Origin of the sequence: Mucilaginibacter xinganensis (assembly GCF_002257585.1) — a bacterium.
Lineage (GTDB): Bacteria > Bacteroidota > Bacteroidia > Sphingobacteriales > Sphingobacteriaceae > Mucilaginibacter > Mucilaginibacter xinganensis.
In genome coordinates, this window is the sequence record NZ_CP022743.1 from 2,036,772 (window position 1) to 2,056,239 (window position 19,468).

Here is a 19,468-nt window from a genome sequence, read left to right on the forward strand (position 1 = left end):
ATTTCGATATAAATTGTTTTAAATAATATGCACTGTTTTAATGCCTAACCCATTGATTTGATTACCGTATGAATTTCTCCAGGCTTTTAATTATCGTTTCAGGCGCGATATTATATAAGCAGGCGTAGTCCTTTCGAAAGCACGGTTTGTTCCCGTAAATAGAGCATGGCCTGCATTCAATATCATCAGCAACTATATTGTTTTCTGATTGCCCATATCCCAAAAAACCTGCATAATGATGCGTAGCACCCCAAACAGAAATTACCGGAATACCTTCCATGGATGCCAGGTGCATACCCGCCGAGTCCATACTCATCATTACATCAAGCCGGCTTATAATGGTAAGTTCCTCTTCCATCGTTATCCGCCTTACCAACGATGTTACTGAGCTATATTTTTGCTGCCATTGAAAACAAACTTCTTCTTCCTGCACAGAACCGCCGAAAAGAAAAATGCGCACATTTTTTTTATTCAATGATTCAATAACCATTTCAGTTCTTTCCAACGGATAAATTTTGCCCTTATGCTTTGCAAATGGTGCTATGCCTATCCATGTGTTGGTTTTATCGCCGGTAATTTTCAATAACTTACCAGCAAGTGGTGGCGGGTTTTTAACCAATTGGTTATCCAGCGTAACCTTAATCCCGATTTTTTCGAATACATCGGCATAACGCGCCGTGGTTGGCTTAAGGGGTACCAGCACTTTACCCGGAAAGCGGGTCAGCTGTCTTTTTTCTTCGCGTCCTTTATCAACAAATGCGTACGGCAATCCCGAAAGGCCGAAAAGTTTTCTAATCACTTTTGTTCGTAAGTTATCATGCAGGTCGGCAAGTGCATAGTAACGCCTATCTTTTTTTAGTGTGCGAAATAGCCTTATTAGCCCGCCAAATCCTTTGTAGGTAACTTCTAAATCAGCAGCGAAATAATGTAGCCTTGGAATATTGAGAAAAAAGGAAGCAAATTCAGGTCGGGAAACTATGGTAATAATTACTTCCGGATTTTGCTCAAGCACGGCTCTTATCACCGGAACCGTCATGGCTACATCGCCCATTGCCGAAAATCGGATAGCCAGAATATGCTTCGGAGCAGGCATCTACTTTTTATTATTATACAAAACCGGGTTCAAATTTGGGTCGTTATACATCTTCATCTGCCGGTACACCTTCATGTATTTTTCGCCTTTTTGTATGTCGGCAAGTAATTCGTTAATGGCTAATGACAAGTCTGTTTGCTGCTGTAAAAGAACCCCCAGCTTATTCTTACGCTGCTCCAGATCCGCCTCATTAACATTCGGCCGGATACTTTCTTCATGCATGTGATAGATTTTAAGCGCTAAAATAGACAACCTGTCGATAGCCCACGCAGGGCTTTCCGTATTAATTCTGGCGTTGTTACCGGGTTTTACATTTTTGTACTTATCTAAAAAATAACTGTCAATATCTTCAACCAGGTCAGTACGTTCCTGGTTTGATTTATCAATCCGGCGCTTCCATTTCAACGCCACCACAGGATCAATGGCCGGGTTGCGGATCTCATCCTCCATGTGCCATTGTGCAGTATCTATCCAGCATTTAGTGTAAAGTAAATTTTCAAATGAGCCTGCTTCATAGGGGTTTTCATAATTAAAATTTATATCGTCATATAAATGGTAATCATATATCGCCTTTAAAAAAACTTTGTTGCAGAGCTCGCTTATCATTTTATACTTCTCTTTCTTTTATCTTTTTAATAATGGAGGTTGATGAATATCCTTCAACAAAAGTAATGGTTTTTACCTCGCCTCCGTTGGCTATAACTTCCTTAGCCCCAACAATATTTTCAACAGAATAATCCGCTCCCTTTACTAATACATCCGGCATTAAGGAGGTGATCAGGTTAAATGGTGTATCGTCGTCAAATAATACCACGCTATCCACAAAAAATAGCGCAGCTAATAATGCGGCACGGCTGCTTTGATCATTTATTGGCCTGCTTTCGCCTTTAATACGTTTTACTGAGCTATCAGTATTGAGGCCAATTACCAGTTTATCGCCCAATTCGGCAGCTTTTGCCAGGTAGGTTACGTGCCCTATATGCAGCAGATCAAAAACCCCGTTAGTAAACACCACCTTTTTACCTGCTGTTTGCCAGGTTGTAACTTTGTTTTTAAGTGATGACAAAGACTGTATCTTATCTAATAATATCTTTTCAAGGTCGCTTCTCATCAATGTTAAAATAAATCATCAACAGCTTTACAAAGAATATGTCCTATCAAAATGTGTATTTCCTGTATACGCGCGGTAACTTCTGACGGGACAATAACGTTCAGATCGCACAAACCATTCATTTTTCCGCCGCTCCAGCCCGATAGCCCCAGCGTTTTACAGCCAATATCTCCGGCTGTTTTAAATGCATTGAGTATTCCCTGGCTGTTACCGCTGGTTGAAATGCCAATAAACAAGTCGCCGGGTTTTGCAAGCGCTTCAATCTGGCGCGAAAAAACGTGGTCGTAGCCATAATCATTGGCAATAGCGGTCAGTGCCGAGGTATCCGTAGTTAAGGCTATGCCTGGCAGCGCTTTACGGTGTTTTACAAAGCGTCCGCTCAATTCGGCGGCAATATGCTGCGCATCTGCGGCACTACCGCCATTACCAGCTATCAGTACTTTATTACCACCCTGTATTGCCGATACGATCATTTCGCAGGCTTGCTCAATATCAGCTGTGCGCTGTTCAATCACTTTTATTATAAGCTGCTGATGATCGTTAAGTTCTTCAATAACCATGTTTTTTATGTCGGAATTTCGATTTCGGAATTTAATTTATTTAAGATTTATTCCGGCAAATATACCAATGAACTACGCAATCATGTCTTTTATAATTTCATCAATAGTTGTACTTGCACTGCCTACATGCCTTACTACAATTGCAGCTGCATGATTAGCGAGGTCGCAGGCTTCTTCCACAGTAAAACCTGACGCCATAAAATAAGCGATAGCCGCTATAACGGTATCGCCGGCACCGGTAACGTCAAAAACCTCTGTTGCTTTTACTGGTAACAACTTGCTGCCCTGTTCTGTAATAATAGCCATACCCTCCTCTGAAAGCGTGACGATTAAATAAGCAGTTTGGGTTTGTGTAAAGATGGTTTCTGCTGCTTTTTGCAGATCGTCAGTGTTTTTTATTGATTCAGCTTTAGCTGCTTCTGCAAGTTCTTTACGATTAGGTTTTATTAAATAAGCGCCTTTATACTTTTCATAATTTAATCCCTTTGGATCAACTATTACTTTTTTTTGGCTATCTCTTGCAATTTTTATAAGCCGTTGTGTGAGCTCCGGCGAAAATAACCCCTTATTATAATCAGAAATTATAATGATATCGGCGCTATCAATCATTGCAGTTAGTTTTTCAACCAATTCATCGGCAATTTTAATTGATATTGCATCGGTAACTTCTTTATCTATCCTTACCAGTTGGTGCCTGCCCGCTAATACACGTGTTTTAATTGTAGTCGGCCTTGCATTATCTTTAATAATGGTATCGGTGTTAACGCCTTCGGCCTCCAATATCTCAATAACCTTTTTACCTGTACTATCATTACCAATTATGCCGGCAACAGTAACTTTAGCCCCAAGGGATACCAGGTTCTGAACAACGTTACCTGCACCACCTAATGTAGTTGATTCATTATTTACGTTTACAATAGGAACCGGGGCCTCAGGCGATAGCCGGGTGGCATTGCCCCAAATATAATGGTCGATCATTAAGTCGCCAATCACCAATATTGAAGGTTGCTTTTGGGGCGACTGTATAGATCGTATTTTGTTTATCAAGTTCATTTGTTCGCTGGTTCGTTATTTCGTTGGCGTTGAACAGGGTGCTATCACCGCAAATTTCCTAATCCAACCTAATATCTGATCTTTAACCTCTGCTCACAGAAGTTTTTTGAGAAAAAAACTTCCCAATTTCATGCAATGATAACGCATTTAAGCATCTTTCTTTATAAAGGCCACCTTTTCGTGCTACCAATAGCCCATAATACATGTCTAAAAAGCCTTCTTTCCGGTGAGCATCCGGATTAATTGACAGCCAAACGCCTTTTTCCAGTGCATATTGGTGCCAGCGCCAGTCTAAATCAAGCCGGAGCGGGTTTGCATTAATTTCAATTACCACATTGTTTGCTGCACAGGCATCAATTACCTTTTTGTAATCAATAGGATATCCTTTCCTACTTAATAATAAGCGGCCGGTAGGGTGCCCCAATATGGTAGTGTACGGATTTTCGATGGCTTTTATTAGCCGCGCGGTAGCCTTTTCTTCATCCATTTTCAGGATAGAATGAACCGAGGCTACAATAAAATCAAAGCGTTTTAAAATCTCGTCCGGGTAATCAAGCGAGCCATCATATAAAATATCCGATTCAATACCCTTAAAGATGTGGAAGCCGCTTAGTTTTTTATTAAGATGATCTATCTCTTCCTGCTGCTGCAGTACACGTTCAATGCTGAGTCCTTTTGCATAAAAGGCGCTTTTACTATGATCACACATGCCCAGGTATTCCAGCTTTAGCTCATCACGGCAATATAATGCCATTTCTTCAACGGTATTTATACCGTCGCTCCAGGTGCTGTGGTTATGTAAAGTGCCTTTAAGGTCAGCGTGTACGATCAATAGCGGCAAAGTGTTATTTGCAGCCCTGTCAATAAACGTGTGGCCTTCCCTAAGCTCGGGCTGCATAAATTCCAAACCAGCCTTGGTATAGATCAAATTTTCACTTTCAGGCTGATCAACTGTATCGGTTATTTTCTCAAAAACTGCCTTTATATGTTCGTCATTACCCGTTTGGGTAAATAACTCATGATAAAAATAACGCTTTTCAACGCACACTATTTCAACGCGCAGGCCATGTTCTATTTGCCCGGTGATGTGATTTTTTTCCGTTGCTATATCAAGCAGTAAGTCTGAATTAAGCAACGTATTAAATGCAATTTCCTGGTCCCGGCTTCCCAAAACCAATACCAGCTTGTTAATAATTTCACAGCACCTGCGAAATTCGCCCGCAAATTCTATCAGCGCATCAGGGAAAACTCCTTTCAGTTGTTCTAAAAGCTCTTTGGCTTCCTGTTCAATTTTGGCGTATAGAAATTTGCCGTGGCTTGCCATGTTAAACTCAATAACTTTACGGATCTCTTCCTGTGTTTTTAATCCAAAGCCTTTTGCTTCCACCAGGCGGTTCTCATTACAGGCATAAAAAAGCTCACCGATGTTTTCAATCCCCAGCTCTTTCCAGATAGTGGCAATTTTTTTTGGCCCTATTCCCTTAATGCCCATCATTTCAACAATACCTTCGGGCGTTTTTGCCAGCATCTCGTCCAGTTCGGCCATGCTACCCCTCTCAAGCAGTTCAGTTATTTTACCAGCAGTACTTTTTCCTATTCCCTCAATTTTTTCAAGTTCGGCAAAGGTTTTACCTAAAACAGGGAAAGGTAATTTGTCAACCTTAAAAGCAGCGTTGGCAATTGATTTTATCTTAAAAGGATTTTCCTCGTGCAGCTCCATCAGTTGCGATAACAGGCGAAGCTTACGGGCTATAGGTTTGTTTTCCATAATTGATTGAAGCCGTAAAAATACAAAAGCCGCCCAATACGGGCGGCTTTGCAATCAAAATATATTTAAAACTAATTAATCTCTACATCATAAGGCATGCGCGCCTGCGGGGTACGCATTAGTTGTGTTACGCCTTTTATCTGCTCGTAATATTTAAAGTTCTCGCCGAGTTCTGATTTCACAAAATGGGCCTTTATTTCGGCGCTCATACCCAAACCAAACTTGTTCAAAAAGCTTTTTTGTTCTGGGTAGGCAACTAAGTTGTACTTTGTAAGGTTTGCTTTTTTAGCTGCGGACGCTATTGCATCGTTAATATTTCCAAGCCGGTCAACCAATCCAATTTTTACTGCCTGTTCGCCTGTCCAAACGCGCCCCTGTCCAATGCTGTTGATGTAAGCTTGCGTTTTGTTACGTCCGGTGGCTACTGCTTTTGTAAAATAATCGTAGCCCTGGTTAACCTGTCCCTGCAAAATAGCTCTTTCTTCGGGCGATAAAGGCCGTGACATATCGCCAAGGTCAGCATATTTACCGGTTTTTACGCCGTCGAAGGTAATTCCCAGCTTATCATTAAAAAGCTTTTGCATATTAGGCAGTACGGCAAAAATTCCGATGGAGCCTGTAATTGTATTAGGTTCGGCAATAATGGAATCAGCTGCACAAGCAATATAATAGCCGCCTGATGCTGCCAGGTCACCCATAGATACAATTACAGGTTTAACTTTTTTGGTTAATACAACTTCGCGCCAAATTACATCGCTGGCTAAGGAACTGCCACCGGGAGAGTTAACCCTCAGAACCACAGCTTTTACTTTATTATCAAGCCTTGCTTTTCTCAACGCTTTTGAAATCCTTTCGGAACCAATGGTATTATCATCGCCTTCTCCGCCTACAATATCACCGGAAGCGTATATTATAGCTATCCTGTTTTTCGAACTTTCTTTTTGATCTTCGGCAGGGGCCTCACTTGAGCCATAATCGCCCAGTTCAACAGTTTTTAAATCATCTTTATTGTCAATACCTGCCCTCTTTTTAAGATCGTCTAAAATTTCATCCTTATATTTCAAACCATCCACTAACTTGTATTTAAGTGCATCTTCAGGAAGACGCACCTTAAGGTCATTGGCAATATTAAATAATGAATCCTTATTTATTTTACGGCTTTTGCTGATGCCTGTTAAAAAGTGATCATATAACGAACCCAGGTAGGAGGTAACCTGCAAGCGGTTCGCATCGCTCATTTTTGTCAGGAAGAAAGGTTCAACAGCGCTTTTATAGGTGCCTACTTTTATTATTTGTACATCAATCCCTAATTTATCCAGTGCGCCCTTTAAGAAAGTGATCTTTGAGCTGAAGCCTTTAAATTCGAAAATTCCTTTGGGGTTTATATAAATTTTATCAGCTACTGAAGCCAGGTAATAAAAGCTTTGTGTATAAACCTCGGAATAGGCAATTATAAACTTTCCTGATTTTTTAAAGTCGATAAGTGCATTACGAATCTCTTCGGTAGTTCCCTGGCCTGCCATTAAATCACTTTCATCAAGAAAGATTCCTTTTATGTTTTTGTCGCTTTTTGCTTTTTTGATATTTGCCAGTATATCATTCAGGCCTATAGATTTCTCGCCGTCTATCCCCAAAAAACTCAGCCCTGATAATGGATTATTCGGTGTACGTTCAGTAATAGGGTAGTTGAATTTTAATTGTAAAACAGAGTTAGGTTCCACGTCAACAGTTTTATCGCTCCCGGCAACAGCTATTAGCCCCCCTATAAAAAACACGAATATTACGACGATTAAAAAGCTGGCTATAAGAGATCCCAGCATACTGGCGAAGACAAATTTGAAGAATTGTTTCATTAAGTGTTATAAATCTTTTATCTATGCAAACTTAGCAATTCGATACGTATAATATTAAGAGCATTGTCCATAATAATTGTTACAACATGAATAGTATTTTTTTATTACTGGGCAGCAACCTCGGCAACAGGGAGGAATTTCTGCGGGAGGCTATAAGGCTTATTGAACTGCATATTGCGCCGGTTTTAAAAATGTCATCTGTTTATGAAACCCAATCGTGGGGTAAAACCGACGCGCCTGATTATTTAAACCAGGTTATTATTTTAAAAGCTGATATTCCTGCTGAAGAAGTGCTGCGCAAAATACTGGATATTGAAATTATTTTAGGGAGAAAGCGCGAGGAAAAATGGGGCTCGCGTACTATTGATATTGATATATTATTTTATGGCGCAGATATTATTAATGCCGAGGGGTTACAAATTCCGCATCCTGAACTTCATAAACGTAGGTTCACCCTTGAGCCACTCGCCGAAATTGCACCCGATTTTATCCATCCTGTTATAAATAAAACAATTTTGATGATCAAAACCGAACTAAAAGACAGCTTGATCGTAAAAAAGTTATAATTTTGAAAAATATAAACTGATATATGTCTTATATATTCCCCGAGCACGACCTGGACCTTTCTTTTTTATTTGAAATTGCCGACGGCAGCGACGACTTTATTGTAGAATCTATTGAGATGTTCCTGCAGCAAACTCCGGAGTTATTACAGACTATTACTACTGCTATAGAAAATAAAGAGTGGGCGCTGGTGGCTACGGCTTCACATAAACTAAAACCTAACCTTGGATTTTTTGGAATGCCTATAAGTCAGGCTACTATACAGGAAGTTGAGATAATGGCTAAAGAAGGCGCATCAAATCCTGATTTGCTGGTTGCTAAATTTAAAACTGTAAAACAACTTGTAGTTTCCAATTTAGACAGGCTGGTAAAAATAAAAGCAGATAAAGAAGCTGGATTGTAGGGAAAGAAAAGAGGATTGCAATCAGAGGTTAGAGATAGGTAAACGCTAACCCCTGATCCAATAACTAGCTTTTAAACAGCCTTGATACTAAAAGTATAGCTTTCCATTATAAGGTTAGCTAATAAACTCTTGCAGGCTGTATCAACTTTAATATTTGCAGTTTCTTCGTCTGCTGCTTCAATTTCAAGCGAAATATGTTTACCAATCCTTACGTTTTGAATCTCGGTTAACCCAAGGTTTTTCATACTCCCTGTTACTGCTTTCCCCTGGGGGTCAAGTATTTCTTTTTTTGGCATTACGTCAATTTCAGCCTGGAATTTTTTCATTAGTATTGATTTAAATATGAGTCCTTATCAGCAGTTAACCTTCTTTGTGTACGCTGCCAAGGATATCATCATGTGAAAATTTGAACTGGATTACTGATAGGGTGATGTATATCAATATAACCACCGGAACCGCAGCAAATTTAAAAAATAGTATCAGTATTGCTGAAAATAGTAGTAATAAATAGCGATAAATATTTTGGTTGAAATCGCGATTTTTAAACTTTAACGACATCATCGGCATTTCCAATACCAGCAACGAACACATTATTATTATAAAGATTGATAGTATATAAGGATTTATCAGGAAAGGGGCGAAGTACTTGTTTTGGTGATCGAGTATGAGCGGGAACGATGCTATCAGAATAGCATTGGCAGGGGTAGGCAAACCAATAAAATGTTCTGCCTGCCTGGTATCCACATTGAATTTAGCCAGCCTTAAAGCAGAGAATACCGGGATCAGGAAAGCTATGAAGTTCAAATACTGACTTATATTATCTATCTGGCGGCCCTGTAACAGCAATTGGTACATGATAACTGCCGGCAACACCCCAAAGCTCACCATATCAGCCAGTGAATCAAGGTCTTTACCTATTCCTGAAAATGACTTTAATACCCGTGAGGCAAGCCCGTCAAAGAAATCAAATATCGCTGATAAGAAAATTGCATAGGATGCTGCGATCAGCTCACCTTTAAAAGCTAAAACTATACCTATGCAACCGCTAAAGAGGTTTGCACAGGTAATAGCATTTGGTAAATGTTTTTTTAGACGATTCTTCATTCCGGTATGAAGGTATCAAGATTTTATTAAATATTTGGGAAGATATCTGTTAACTTTCTGCTAAAATAACTTCATAAATATTCATTTATTATGAGTTCATGGAAATCAGGAACTCTTCGTTGGTTTTTGTTCCCCTGATCTGGCCTTGTAAAAACTCCATAGATTCCTGTGAGTTCATGTCTGCCAGGTGGTTACGTAAAATCCAGATTCGTTGCAAGGTTTCGCGGTCAAGTAACAAGTCGTCACGACGGGTACTTGAAGCAGTAATATCAATAGCCGGGAATATCCGCTTGTTGGATAATTTACGATCCAGTTGCAGTTCCATGTTACCGGTACCTTTAAACTCTTCAAAAATCACCTCATCCATTTTTGATCCGGTTTCAGTTAATGCGGTAGCGATTATAGTTAATGATCCGCCATCCTCAATGTTACGGGCTGCACCAAAGAAACGCTTGGGTTTGTGTAAAGCGTTTGCGTCAACACCACCTGATAATATTTTGCCTGATGCAGGGGCAACTGTATTGTAGGCACGTGCAAGGCGTGTGATAGAATCAAGTAATATCACTACATCATGTCCGCACTCAACCATCCGTTTTGCTTTTTCTAAAACAATGTTGGCAATTTTAACGTGGCGCTCAGCAGGCTCATCAAATGTTGATGACACAACTTCTGCGCGTACACTACGTGCCATATCGGTAACCTCTTCCGGGCGTTCATCAATCAGTAATATAATAAGATAAACTTCAGGGTGGTTTTTAGCTATTGCATTAGCAACATCCTTTAACAACATGGTTTTACCTGTTTTGGGCTGCGCTACAATTAAACCGCGCTGTCCTTTACCTATTGGCGAAAACAGGTCCATTATTCGTGTTGAATAATTTCCCGCATCGGTAAATAAGCTTAATTTTTCTGAAGGGAAAAGCGGCGTTAAGTGGTCAAAAGGCACGCGGTCGCGCACTTCAGCAGGGATGCGGCCGTTAATTGCCTCTACACGTACCAAAGGGAAATATTTTTCACCTTCTTTTGGGGGCCTTATGCTGCCGCGTACGGTATCACCTGTTTTAAGGCCAAAAAGTTTTATCTGCGACTGTGACACATAGATATCATCAGGCGACGTTAAATAATTATAATCAGAAGATCGTAAAAATCCGTAACCATCAGGCATAATTTCAAGTACACCTTCGTTTACAATAACATTATCAAAATCAAGGTTAATAGCAGGTTCCTGGCTTTTTTGCTGGTTCCCGGTGTTGTTAACCCGGCGCTCAAATTTTTGAGGACGGGTGCCTTCGGTTACCACATCGTCATTTTTGCCTTCGTTCTCTGCCGGCTGCTCAGCACTTACGGCTTCAACCGCAGGTGTTGTAATATTTTCTCCTTCATCAACAACGGCTTCATCATCCTGTATGTCAAAAAGGTTGGTGTCATCTAAAGGAACTTCAACGCGGGGCGTGTTGCTGTTTTTTATAACGCGGATTCTTTTTCGTGTTTTTTCACCGGCTTCGGGAGCCGGAGGTGGCTCAACTGCAGTGTAATTGCTGTTCACAGTATCCTGTTGTGTGCGGGCTGCTTCAATTAATTGTTCCTGTTCTACAATTTTGGTAACCAGCGCGGCTTTTCTAAGTTCATCAGCTTCTGCAATACCCAGGTTTTTAGCAATTTCGCGTAACTCTGAAACGAGTTTGTCGTTCAATTCGGTCGTATCAAACATATTATGAATTATAATTCAAAGGGATTTTAATATTTTTTGTAGTCTTATTATCTATCAATAGTACTCAGGAGCCATAGGATAATACCAGGCTGGTAAGCTAGCTGTCCGTAAACGGGCGTTAATGTATTTGGCAAATTCTATTTATATTTTATAAACGGAGATGTTTTTTTGAAATAATTAATTATGCAACTTCGTTATGCAACATCTAAACCCATGTAAATAATTAATAAAATAACGTGGAGTTTTAAATTGTTTCTTTAGTGCAAGAAAAATTCAACGGAAAACATTGCAATTGTACTCAATTAATTTAAATAATCAAACTATTTAAAAAAAAATATGCTGTATAGGTGACACTTCCGCTAAAATTTAGTTGTTTTGGGCATATAAAAAATAAATAACTGCAAATGATATCCCGCCAATACCTGGTTGACCAGATCAAACAAAAAAAATCATTTTTATGCGTAGGGCTTGATACCGATGTAGAAAAGATCCCGGAATTTTTAAAAGCATATCCCGATCCCATATTTGAATTTAACAAGAGGATAATTGATGCCACCCGCGACCTTTGTATTTCCTATAAACCCAACGCGGCATTTTATGAAAAACATGGTGTAAGTGGTTTGCAAAGCTTAATTGCGACCTGGAAATACCTTCCGGCAGATTGTTTGAATATCATAGATGCAAAGCGTGGCGATATGGGTAATACTTCGGGCATGTATGCCAAAGCTTTTTTTGATGAATCAGCCGCTGGCATGAGCTTCGACGCCATAACATTGTCGCCTTATATGGGGCACGATGCTGTTTCGCCTTATCTTGAATACAAGGATAAGTGGGTGATCATCCTGGCGCTTACCTCATCAGCAGGCAGTAAAGACTTTCAATATTTGACAACTGAGCATGGATTTTTGTATGAAGCTGTAATTCAAAAAGCAAATACCTGGGCTAACGCCGACCGGATAATGTATGTGGTAGGCGCCACTAAAAGCACCGAGTTTACCAATATTAGAAAATACGCGCCGGATAATTTCTTACTGGTACCTGGTGTAGGTGCACAGGGCGGTAGCCTGGCGGATGTTTGCCATTATGGAATGAACAAGGATTGTGGATTAATTGTAAATGCATCCCGCTCAATTATATATGCATCAAACGGCCAGGACTTTGCTGAAGCGGCACGGGCAGAAGCATTAAAAATTCAGCAGGAAATGCAGGCGGAGTTAGAAAAAGCGGGGATTATATGAAGATAGTGAAACAGATGCCTGAAATCAGTGGAGATAACTATTGGTTGTTTCTTCTGATTCCAGGCTCTTTATAATTTCTTACACCTCCAATTCACCTTCAATAGAATCATCAAGGGTTTTACCCAACGCGGCACCAGCCAGCATTTTTACAAACGCAATTGCATTTCCATGTTTATTGTCCCAATAATAGCCTTTAATAGGCTCAACCTTGATTATAGAGATAAGCGGATCGTTCTCGCCTTCGGTAAACCAGGTTTTTAATATGGGTTCCCACAGCTGTTTGATCTTCGCTTTGTCTTCGCTTACTGACGCTATTCCATATATATTTAAAAAATCTGAATGCGCAGATCCCTGGAATAATAAGTGTACAAAAGGATCATGGGCTACTTCGTCATTGGTATTGCTGTCGTTGGCACTCAGAAACCAGAAATTGCCTTCGTCATCTACCTCTTGTACAGCCATTGGCCGGGTAGATAAAGGTACACCGGTTTTTATGCTGGTACAAAAAAAACAGGTTTTGGCCTGGTCTGCAATTTCTTTAATTTTTGCCACGGCTTCGGGGCCGTTTAAGTTTTTGAAGTTTTCTTCAGGCTGTTGTTGGTTAATACTATCCATAACAATTTTTTATAGGTGTTTTGTTATAGTATAACCAAGCGGGAAAACTATTGTTTAGTTAAAATTAATCTATTTGATATGTTTATAAATTAGAAGGAAAATTAAAGACGCACTTCTCTTTGCCTGATGCAAAGAATGCTTATTTCCGAAGTTCGGTTATCACTTCATCAATGTTATTTAATTTTAAACGGCCTTCCTGGTGCAGTATAATTTGCTCTAAAGCCCTTCGTAATTTATGATAAATAACTTCTTCTGCTTTGTTAGGGGGCTGCGTTACCTGTTCGTCGTCCGTTGTGAAGGAATAACTCAAATCCAAAGCGTCTAACATTGCTTTGACAGCTTTTTCTGATTTTTTATTATCAATGTTTACCGAAAGCGTTGCCATGAATCAAAATTAAAAAATATTATTTATAATAATTTGATTTTCAGTGATATAATTATGCAAATATCATTTTTCTGTCCGGATATTTCACCGCATAGCTATCTACCATGTTACGGATATAATCATTACCGGGGTAGGCGGTCAGGCAGGTTTTTAACTGATCAAGGTTCTCGGCATTATAATAATGCGAAATGTAGCCCATCCCGTAAAACTTTCCTTTCTCTATTAAAAGGCAACTATGCTCATCGTCGGTACGCCCTGCATCCCGTATAGCAAACGTGGGTAAAGCTTTGTTTAACTCATTAATTGCTAAACTGACCCGTGTATTATAGGTTTCCATATCCTCATGGCCTTCGCATGCGCAATTACCCGTGTTTATTCCGGTGCATGCTGCATTATTACTTTGAATAAAACAGAGCTTCGGGCAAAGTCCAAAAGTTTCGATCAGTTTAAGCAAAATGCTCCGTCCTTCAAAAAGGGTGTTACAGCTGTAAATTGCACCGGTCATTTTACGGTGCTTATCTATCGCAAGGCGCAAATAACCGCGCTGGTCTTCAAACGCATACAAACTGTAAGCATGTTCAAACCGTTTTAGCGAGCGGTTGTATTTTGGCCATAAGCGTTTAATTTCTACCGCTTCCAGCACAAAAGCAACTAATTCGGTACCACAGGGTTCATAGCTGATGCGGCAAATATTCCGCAAAAATTCTTGTCTTTGCGGCCCTGGGTTATTGCCCGTAAAATGGCTGCAAACCCGTTTTTTTAAATTTTTTGCTTTACCTACATATATAACTTTTCCTTTTTCATCGTGAAAGTAATACACGCCGGGTGTTTGCGGTAAACTCTCTACATCCTGCTTTGGTAAATTGGCAGGCAATACCTGTTCTTTGGAGTTTTGCTTTAATGCCTGGCTAATGTGGTTGCCCTTATCGCTTTGCAGCAACATGGTAAATAGTTGTGCAGTAGCTTCGGCATCACCTGCAGCGCGGTGCCTGCTTTCGTTGTTGATATTTAGATGGCGGCATAGTTTACCCAGGCTATAGGAGGGAAGGCCTGGGATTATTTTGCGGCCCAGTCTTACGGTACATAGTTTATTGCACTGTAGTTCATACCCTGCAGCGGCTAAGTGATAGCGCACAAAGGAATGATCAAAGTTTACGTTATGTGCTACGAATATCTTATTGTTCAGCAGGTGGTAAACGTCATGCGCCACATCTTCAAACGGAGGCGCATCCTGCACCATTTCATTGGTAATACCCGTTAGCGCACTGATGTAAATGGGAATTTCCCTACCCGGATTTACAAGCGTTGAATATCTCTCAATCACTTTTTTGCCGTTATGTATGCAAATCGCTATCTCGGTAATGCCATTTGCACTGGCATGCCCGCCCGTCGTTTCAATATCAACAATTGCATACATAATTGTAAATGTAGTAAGTTTTTGCTAATTTTTTTAGTTGAAATAAAAAAAGTCCTAAAGTTGGAAAGTCAGGGAGGCCGCAAGGGGGACTTGGCATGCTCGGATGGGTATCAAAAGTAAAGCCCGATAGATTTTTAACCTATCGGGCTCGCTATTTCTTACTTTCGGAACTTACTCACTTTCCGACTTCCGGACTATGACTACTTCTTTTTAGCCGGAGGTAATTGTTGCTGTTGTTTCTGGCGCATCATTTCTTCCATGCGGGCCTGGAAACCACCGGTTTTCTTTTTAGGATCTGCCGGTTTGTTTTTGTTTTCCTGGATCTGAGCATGGATCTTTTTATCATCAACCATTAAACGGATAATGTATTGCTGCAAAAAGGTCATCATATTGGCCAAAAAGTAATAATAGTTTAAGCCCGCAGGATAGCTGTTCAAAGCACCAAGGAATATAATTGGTGTAATGTAACCTATATATTTCATTTGCCCGGTAGCACCCGATATCTGGTTGTTAAAGTAAGTATAGATAAGGGTTGATACCGTCATCAATATACACATTAAGCTCAGGTGATTACCTATGAATGGGATGTTAGGCAAGCTAACGATCGAATCGTATGTGGACAGATCATGCATCCATAAAAATCCCTGGCCGCGCAACTCAAATAAGCTTGGGAAAAAGCGGAAGAAAGCAATTACAATAGGCATTTGAATCAGCAATGGTAAACATCCGCCTAATGGATTTACACCTGCCTTTTTGTAAAGCTTCAAATATTCCTGTTGTAACAGGGTAGGGTTGTCTTCGCCAACTTTTCCTTTTATCTCGTCCATCTCTGGCTTAAGCACACGCATTTTAGCCATAGAAAGATAAGACTTGTATGTAAGCGGCGATAAAACCAGTTTAAGCACGATGGTTAAGGCTAAAATAATAAGGCCATAATTCCAGTTGAACTTTTTAAGAATGTTAAATACAGGTAATACTGCAAAACGATTGATGTATTTCAGCGGTCCCCAGCCCAGGTCGATTTGTTTTTCCAACCCGTAACCCTGGTCTTTTAAAGTTTCGAAACGGTTAGGGCCGAAATAGAATTCCATTGGGAAAGTGCCGTCAGCGCTACGCGCAAGCACCAGGTTGGCGCTCATTTGCTTAACGGTAGTAGTGTCTGTTACGTCGACAGCAACTGCCAGGTTTGATTTATTGAAACCTTGTTTTGCAATAAGTCCGCTTGAGAAAAAGTGCGCCTTGAAGGATACCCACTGGATTTTTTTATCGGCTATTTCTTTCTGATCGTCCTTTGTTTCACTCAGGTAATCATTATCGTTATCTACAGTATTAAAAGAGACGGTTGAATACCTGCGTTCCTGCTCAATGTCTTTTTCCTGCTTGCGTGCTGCAGATGCCCAGTTAATATTAATGGTGTTGCTATTGGCAATAACCTGGTCTAGCCCGGTTGATTTTATAGTAAGCCCCACCTTATATCCGGTTCCTTTTAAAGAGTAGATATAATCAATATACTGGGTAGCGCTGTAATTTAACCGCATGGTAACGCTGCCCGAATCTTTGTCAGTAACCTGCAGGTCGCCACCGGTTGGTGTAAAATAAAGCTTATCGGTATTTAAACTATTATTACCCGCAGTAAAGCTTACGCCGAAATGATTTTTAGGACCGTCAAATAAAATAAGAGGTTTTTTGTTGAATGTTTTAAATTCTTTTAACTCAACTGAGTAAACCTTACCGCCGTGCGTGCTTAGTTTTACACGGATGTCTTTATTTTCAAGGGTAATAAATTTTTCGCTGCCGATGGTTGTTGCACCAAAAGGCGTTTTTAAAATAGCAGAATCAATCGGCTTATTTACTACCGCTGCTTTTGATGTATCAACATATTTTGCGGTGGTAATAGGTGCTTTGATCTGGCCTCTTTTGATAGAATCAGCATGGGCCTGGATTCTTTCTTTTTTAAGGTCGGCTTCTGATGGCTTCAGGAAGAAAAATGAAGCACCCATTATGATCATGATCAGGAATAATCCTGTAAACGTATTTTTATCCATTTCTAAGTATCGTACAAATATCTATTGCTTGCGGGCATACGCCATTGAAGCGGCGACAAAGTTAATAAAAAGTGGATGCGGATTTGCAACTGTTGATTTTAATTCCGGGTGAAATTGCGCGCCCACAAAAAACGGGTGGTTTTTAAGCTCAACTATCTCAACCAGATTGTTTTCAGGGTTAAAACCGGTTGGCAATAAACCTGCATTTTCATAGTCTTTTAAATAATCGTTGTTAAATTCGTAACGATGCCTGTGGCGCTCGCTAATGCGTGTTTTACCATAGAATTTCTCGGCCTTGCTGCCTTTTTTCAAATCACAGGCGTAAGCGCCCAGGCGCATGGTGCCACCTTTATTAATTACTTTCTTTTGCTCCTCCATCATGCTTATAACAGGATAAGGGGTTTCGGCGTTCATTTCGGTGCTGCTTGCCTTATTTAGTCCCAATACATTGCGGGCAAACTCAACAACGGCACACTGCATGCCTAAACAGATGCCGAAAAATGGTATGTTGTTTTCACGTACATAACGGATGGCCTCAATTTTACCTTCAAAGCCGCGCTCCCCAAAACCAGGTGCAACCAATACACCATGCAAGCCTTTTAAACGCTCTATAGCATTTTCAGGTGTCAATTGCTCCGAAGGGATGTATTCAACTTTTACCTTGCACTCATTTTTGGCACCGGCGTGTATAAATGATTCAACAATGGATTTATAAGCATCCGGCAGTTCAACATATTTTCCTACCAGGCCTATCCTTACTTCAGAGGTCGGGTTTTTTAAGCGGCCTAAAAAGTCTTTCCAGTTTACCAGTTCCGGCTCAATTTTATGCGGCATTTTTAATTTGGTAAGCACTGTTTTGTCCAGTTGCTCTTTAAGCATCAATAATGGCACATCATAAATAGATGGGGCATCAATTGATTCTATTACGGCATTTATATTAACGTTACAGAATAAAGCTATTTTTTTGCGGATATCGGTATTTAAATGATGTTCGGTACGGCAAACCAGTATATCTGGTTGGATGCCATATTCCAACAGCATTTTCACAGAGTGTTGTGTAGGTTTGGTTTTTAGTTCGCCGGCAGCAGCCAGAAAAGGGATAAGCGTTAAGTGGATAACCAATGAATTGCTTGAACCCACTTCCCACCTGAATTGTCTTACCGCCTCAATGTATGGCAGCGATTCAATATCGCCCACAGTACCGCCCAACTCGGTTATAACAATATCATAATCTCCGCTTTCGCCCAATATCCTGAAGTTTCTTTTTATTTCGTCGGTAATGTGTGGTACCACCTGTACGGTTTTACCTAAAAATTTACCTTCCCGTTCCATATTTATCACATTTTGATAAATACGTCCGGTGGTAATGTTATTGGCTTTTGAGGTTGGGGTATTTAAAAAGCGTTCGTAATGGCCAAGGTCAAGATCGGTTTCTGCTCCGTCTTCGGTAACGTAGCATTCTCCATGTTCATAAGGGTTTAATGTACCGGGATCAATGTTAATATAAGGATCGAATTTTTGAATAGTGACACGGTAACCGCGCGATTGAAGAAGTTTGGCTAAAGAAGCAGAGATAATTCCTTTACCCAACGATGAGGTAACGCCGCCCGTAACAAAGATATATTTAGTCATGATTTTTGAATGTTTGGCCCGGTTTTAAGGCCGGAACAAATTGTTTGTGTACGGGATACAAAAGTAAGAAAAAATTCGGGGTTTAACGGATGAAGCGGGGGATTGATTTGAAAATTTTGCGATTTAAAAATTTGAAGTTGGAAATCAAACAATTGTAAAATGGATTTTAAAACCGTTAAATCAACTTGTCTTCAAATTAGCCAAATCTTCAGGCGTATCAATAGCATAAGTTTCCAGCGCTGTTTCTGCAACTTTTATCTGATAGCCATTCTCAATCCAGCGCAATTGCTCCAGACTTTCGGCTTTTTCAAGGGATGATACAGGGAGTTTGGTAACTTCCTGCAAAACATCAGCCCGATAACCATAAATACCAATGTGTTTAAAATAAGTAAAATAGCTCAGCCAGTTTTGCTGCTCCTGCCCGCGGATATGCGGGAGGGGTGAGCGGGAGAAATAAACAGCTTCAGATAGTTTATTGATAACCACCTTTGGCGAGTTTACATTAAACAGTTCCTGCTCATTTTGGATTTTTTTAACCAGTGTAGCAAGCTGTGTATCGGTGTTGTTAAAACATGCTGCCAGCTTACTGATTTGTTCCGGGTCGATGTAAGGTTCATCGCCCTGGATATTGATGATCACGTTGTATTGCGGATGCTGCAAAGCTACTTCGGCACAGCGGTCGGTGCCGCTTTGATGATCGGCCGAGGTCATGATGGAAGCACCGCCAAAGTTTAACACATGGTCATAAATTCGCGTATCATCTGTGGCAACAATTACTTCCGTTAAATGAATACATTTTTTAGCCTGCTCATAGACCCTTTGGATCATGCTTTTACCGGCAATATCCACCAATGGCTTACCCGGAAAGCGGGTAGAGGCGAAGCGGGCCGGAATGATGCCGAGGATTTTCATTTGT

General features: G+C 40.3%; 19 protein-coding genes. 3 read left to right on the forward strand and 16 right to left on the reverse strand.

The features are described from left to right. Window positions 1-61: 61 nt before the first annotated feature. The 7 genes from MuYL_RS08840 to sppA all read right to left on the reverse strand — a co-directional run bounded on the left by MuYL_RS08840 (window position 62) and on the right by sppA (window position 7,438). Window positions 62-1,093 (reverse strand): glycosyltransferase family 9 protein, encoded by a 1,032-nt coding sequence (locus tag MuYL_RS08840; protein WP_094570193.1) that lies wholly within the window; start codon window positions 1,091-1,093, stop codon window positions 62-64. After that, on the reverse strand, window positions 1,094-1,699 hold the full coding sequence (locus MuYL_RS08845) for a DUF4254 domain-containing protein (protein ID WP_094570195.1): 606 nt from the start codon (window positions 1,697-1,699) through the stop codon (window positions 1,094-1,096). A gap of 1 nt (window position 1,700) precedes the next feature. Then, window positions 1,701-2,204: a D-glycero-beta-D-manno-heptose 1-phosphate adenylyltransferase gene (gene rfaE2, locus MuYL_RS08850; RefSeq protein ID WP_094570196.1), complete on the reverse strand. Its 504-nt coding sequence runs from the start codon at window positions 2,202-2,204 to the stop codon at window positions 1,701-1,703. A gap of 5 nt (window positions 2,205-2,209) precedes the next feature. Next, complete coding sequence (locus MuYL_RS08855; protein WP_094570197.1) at window positions 2,210-2,764, reverse strand: D-sedoheptulose 7-phosphate isomerase; 555 nt, start codon at window positions 2,762-2,764, stop codon at window positions 2,210-2,212. A gap of 72 nt (window positions 2,765-2,836) precedes the next feature. Further along, the gene (gene rfaE1, locus MuYL_RS08860; RefSeq protein WP_094570198.1) at window positions 2,837-3,817 is read right to left on the reverse strand and encodes a D-glycero-beta-D-manno-heptose-7-phosphate kinase; all 981 of its coding nucleotides are present in this window, start codon (window positions 3,815-3,817) and stop codon (window positions 2,837-2,839) included. 82 nt (window positions 3,818-3,899) lie between these two features. After that, entirely contained in the window at window positions 3,900-5,585 is a 1,686-nt protein-coding gene (locus MuYL_RS08865) for a DNA polymerase/3'-5' exonuclease PolX (RefSeq protein ID WP_094570199.1), read from the reverse strand. 71 nt (window positions 5,586-5,656) lie between these two features. Then, window positions 5,657-7,438: a signal peptide peptidase SppA gene (gene sppA, locus MuYL_RS08870; protein ID WP_094570200.1), complete on the reverse strand. Its 1,782-nt coding sequence runs from the start codon at window positions 7,436-7,438 to the stop codon at window positions 5,657-5,659. Between the two features lie 86 nt (window positions 7,439-7,524). Here sppA and folK point away from each other — a divergent pair, with 86 nt between their 5' ends. Both folK and MuYL_RS08880 read left to right on the forward strand, forming a co-directional pair. Continuing rightward, a complete protein-coding gene (gene folK, locus MuYL_RS08875) occupies window positions 7,525-8,004 on the forward strand; it encodes a 2-amino-4-hydroxy-6-hydroxymethyldihydropteridine diphosphokinase (protein ID WP_094570202.1) in 480 nt (159 codons plus the stop codon). A gap of 23 nt (window positions 8,005-8,027) precedes the next feature. Further along, a complete protein-coding gene (locus tag MuYL_RS08880; protein WP_094570203.1) occupies window positions 8,028-8,405 on the forward strand; it encodes an Hpt domain-containing protein in 378 nt (125 codons plus the stop codon). Window positions 8,406-8,476: 71 nt separating this feature from the next. Here the strand turns inward: MuYL_RS08880 and purS are convergent, their stop codons facing one another. From purS to rho, 3 genes are all read right to left on the reverse strand, one after another. Next, window positions 8,477-8,731, reverse strand: coding sequence for a phosphoribosylformylglycinamidine synthase subunit PurS (gene purS / locus MuYL_RS08885; protein ID WP_094570204.1), 255 nt, complete (start codon window positions 8,729-8,731; stop codon window positions 8,477-8,479). Between the two features lie 34 nt (window positions 8,732-8,765). Beyond that, the gene (gene pssA / locus MuYL_RS08890; protein WP_094570205.1) at window positions 8,766-9,509 is read right to left on the reverse strand and encodes a CDP-diacylglycerol--serine O-phosphatidyltransferase; all 744 of its coding nucleotides are present in this window, start codon (window positions 9,507-9,509) and stop codon (window positions 8,766-8,768) included. 88 nt (window positions 9,510-9,597) lie between these two features. Then, window positions 9,598-11,220 (reverse strand): transcription termination factor Rho, encoded by a 1,623-nt coding sequence (rho, locus tag MuYL_RS08895; protein ID WP_094570206.1) that lies wholly within the window; start codon window positions 11,218-11,220, stop codon window positions 9,598-9,600. Between the two features lie 407 nt (window positions 11,221-11,627). On the opposite strand from rho, the gene pyrF reads away from it, so the two are divergent. Then, the gene (gene pyrF, locus MuYL_RS08900) at window positions 11,628-12,458 is read left to right on the forward strand and encodes an orotidine-5'-phosphate decarboxylase (protein ID WP_170309787.1); all 831 of its coding nucleotides are present in this window, start codon (window positions 11,628-11,630) and stop codon (window positions 12,456-12,458) included. 78 nt (window positions 12,459-12,536) lie between these two features. Here pyrF and MuYL_RS08905 read toward each other — a convergent pair whose 3' ends face one another. The 6 genes from MuYL_RS08905 to kdsB all read right to left on the reverse strand — a co-directional run bounded on the left by MuYL_RS08905 (window position 12,537) and on the right by kdsB (window position 19,464). After that, window positions 12,537-13,073, reverse strand: a complete 537-nt coding sequence (locus MuYL_RS08905; RefSeq protein WP_094570208.1) for a pyridoxamine 5'-phosphate oxidase family protein — start codon at window positions 13,071-13,073, stop codon at window positions 12,537-12,539. Between the two features lie 139 nt (window positions 13,074-13,212). Beyond that, a complete protein-coding gene (locus MuYL_RS08910; RefSeq protein ID WP_094570209.1) occupies window positions 13,213-13,458 on the reverse strand; it encodes a hypothetical protein in 246 nt (81 codons plus the stop codon). A gap of 52 nt (window positions 13,459-13,510) precedes the next feature. Next, window positions 13,511-14,875 carry an exonuclease domain-containing protein gene (locus tag MuYL_RS08915; RefSeq protein WP_094570210.1) on the reverse strand — a complete coding sequence of 455 codons (1,365 nt, stop codon included), beginning with the start codon at window positions 14,873-14,875 and terminating at the stop codon, window positions 13,511-13,513. Window positions 14,876-15,075: 200 nt separating this feature from the next. After that, window positions 15,076-16,920 carry a membrane protein insertase YidC gene (gene yidC, locus MuYL_RS08920; protein WP_094570212.1) on the reverse strand — a complete coding sequence of 615 codons (1,845 nt, stop codon included), beginning with the start codon at window positions 16,918-16,920 and terminating at the stop codon, window positions 15,076-15,078. Window positions 16,921-16,941: 21 nt separating this feature from the next. Continuing rightward, window positions 16,942-18,552, reverse strand: a complete 1,611-nt coding sequence (locus tag MuYL_RS08925; RefSeq protein ID WP_094570213.1) for a CTP synthase — start codon at window positions 18,550-18,552, stop codon at window positions 16,942-16,944. Window positions 18,553-18,732: 180 nt separating this feature from the next. Beyond that, entirely contained in the window at window positions 18,733-19,464 is a 732-nt protein-coding gene (gene kdsB / locus MuYL_RS08930) for a 3-deoxy-manno-octulosonate cytidylyltransferase (protein ID WP_094570214.1), read from the reverse strand. Window positions 19,465-19,468 lie beyond the last annotated feature (4 nt).

Coding starts and splice junctions, on each gene's coding strand:
- MuYL_RS08910 (WP_094570209.1), bottom strand. CDS start 13,458: ATGGCAACGCTTTCGGTAAACATTGATAATAAAAAATCAGAAAAAGCT.
- MuYL_RS08855 (WP_094570197.1), bottom strand. CDS start 2,764: ATGGTTATTGAAGAACTTAACGATCATCAGCAGCTTATAATAAAAGTG.
- MuYL_RS08845 (WP_094570195.1), bottom strand. CDS start 1,699: ATGATAAGCGAGCTCTGCAACAAAGTTTTTTTAAAGGCGATATATGAT.
- MuYL_RS08865 (WP_094570199.1), bottom strand. CDS start 5,585: ATGGAAAACAAACCTATAGCCCGTAAGCTTCGCCTGTTATCGCAACTG.
- MuYL_RS08840 (WP_094570193.1), bottom strand. CDS start 1,093: ATGCCTGCTCCGAAGCATATTCTGGCTATCCGATTTTCGGCAATGGGC.
- purS (WP_094570204.1), bottom strand. CDS start 8,731: ATGAAAAAATTCCAGGCTGAAATTGACGTAATGCCAAAAAAAGAAATA.
- folK (WP_094570202.1), top strand. CDS start 7,525: ATGAATAGTATTTTTTTATTACTGGGCAGCAACCTCGGCAACAGGGAG.
- pssA (WP_094570205.1), bottom strand. CDS start 9,509: ATGAAGAATCGTCTAAAAAAACATTTACCAAATGCTATTACCTGTGCA.
- MuYL_RS08880 (WP_094570203.1), top strand. CDS start 8,028: ATGTCTTATATATTCCCCGAGCACGACCTGGACCTTTCTTTTTTATTT.
- rho (WP_094570206.1), bottom strand. CDS start 11,220: ATGTTTGATACGACCGAATTGAACGACAAACTCGTTTCAGAGTTACGC.
- yidC (WP_094570212.1), bottom strand. CDS start 16,920: ATGGATAAAAATACGTTTACAGGATTATTCCTGATCATGATCATAATG.
- MuYL_RS08905 (WP_094570208.1), bottom strand. CDS start 13,073: ATGGATAGTATTAACCAACAACAGCCTGAAGAAAACTTCAAAAACTTA.
- rfaE2 (WP_094570196.1), bottom strand. CDS start 2,204: ATGAGAAGCGACCTTGAAAAGATATTATTAGATAAGATACAGTCTTTG.
- kdsB (WP_094570214.1), bottom strand. CDS start 19,464: ATGAAAATCCTCGGCATCATTCCGGCCCGCTTCGCCTCTACCCGCTTT.
- MuYL_RS08915 (WP_094570210.1), bottom strand. CDS start 14,875: ATGTATGCAATTGTTGATATTGAAACGACGGGCGGGCATGCCAGTGCA.
- MuYL_RS08925 (WP_094570213.1), bottom strand. CDS start 18,552: ATGACTAAATATATCTTTGTTACGGGCGGCGTTACCTCATCGTTGGGT.
- rfaE1 (WP_094570198.1), bottom strand. CDS start 3,817: ATGAACTTGATAAACAAAATACGATCTATACAGTCGCCCCAAAAGCAA.
- sppA (WP_094570200.1), bottom strand. CDS start 7,438: ATGAAACAATTCTTCAAATTTGTCTTCGCCAGTATGCTGGGATCTCTT.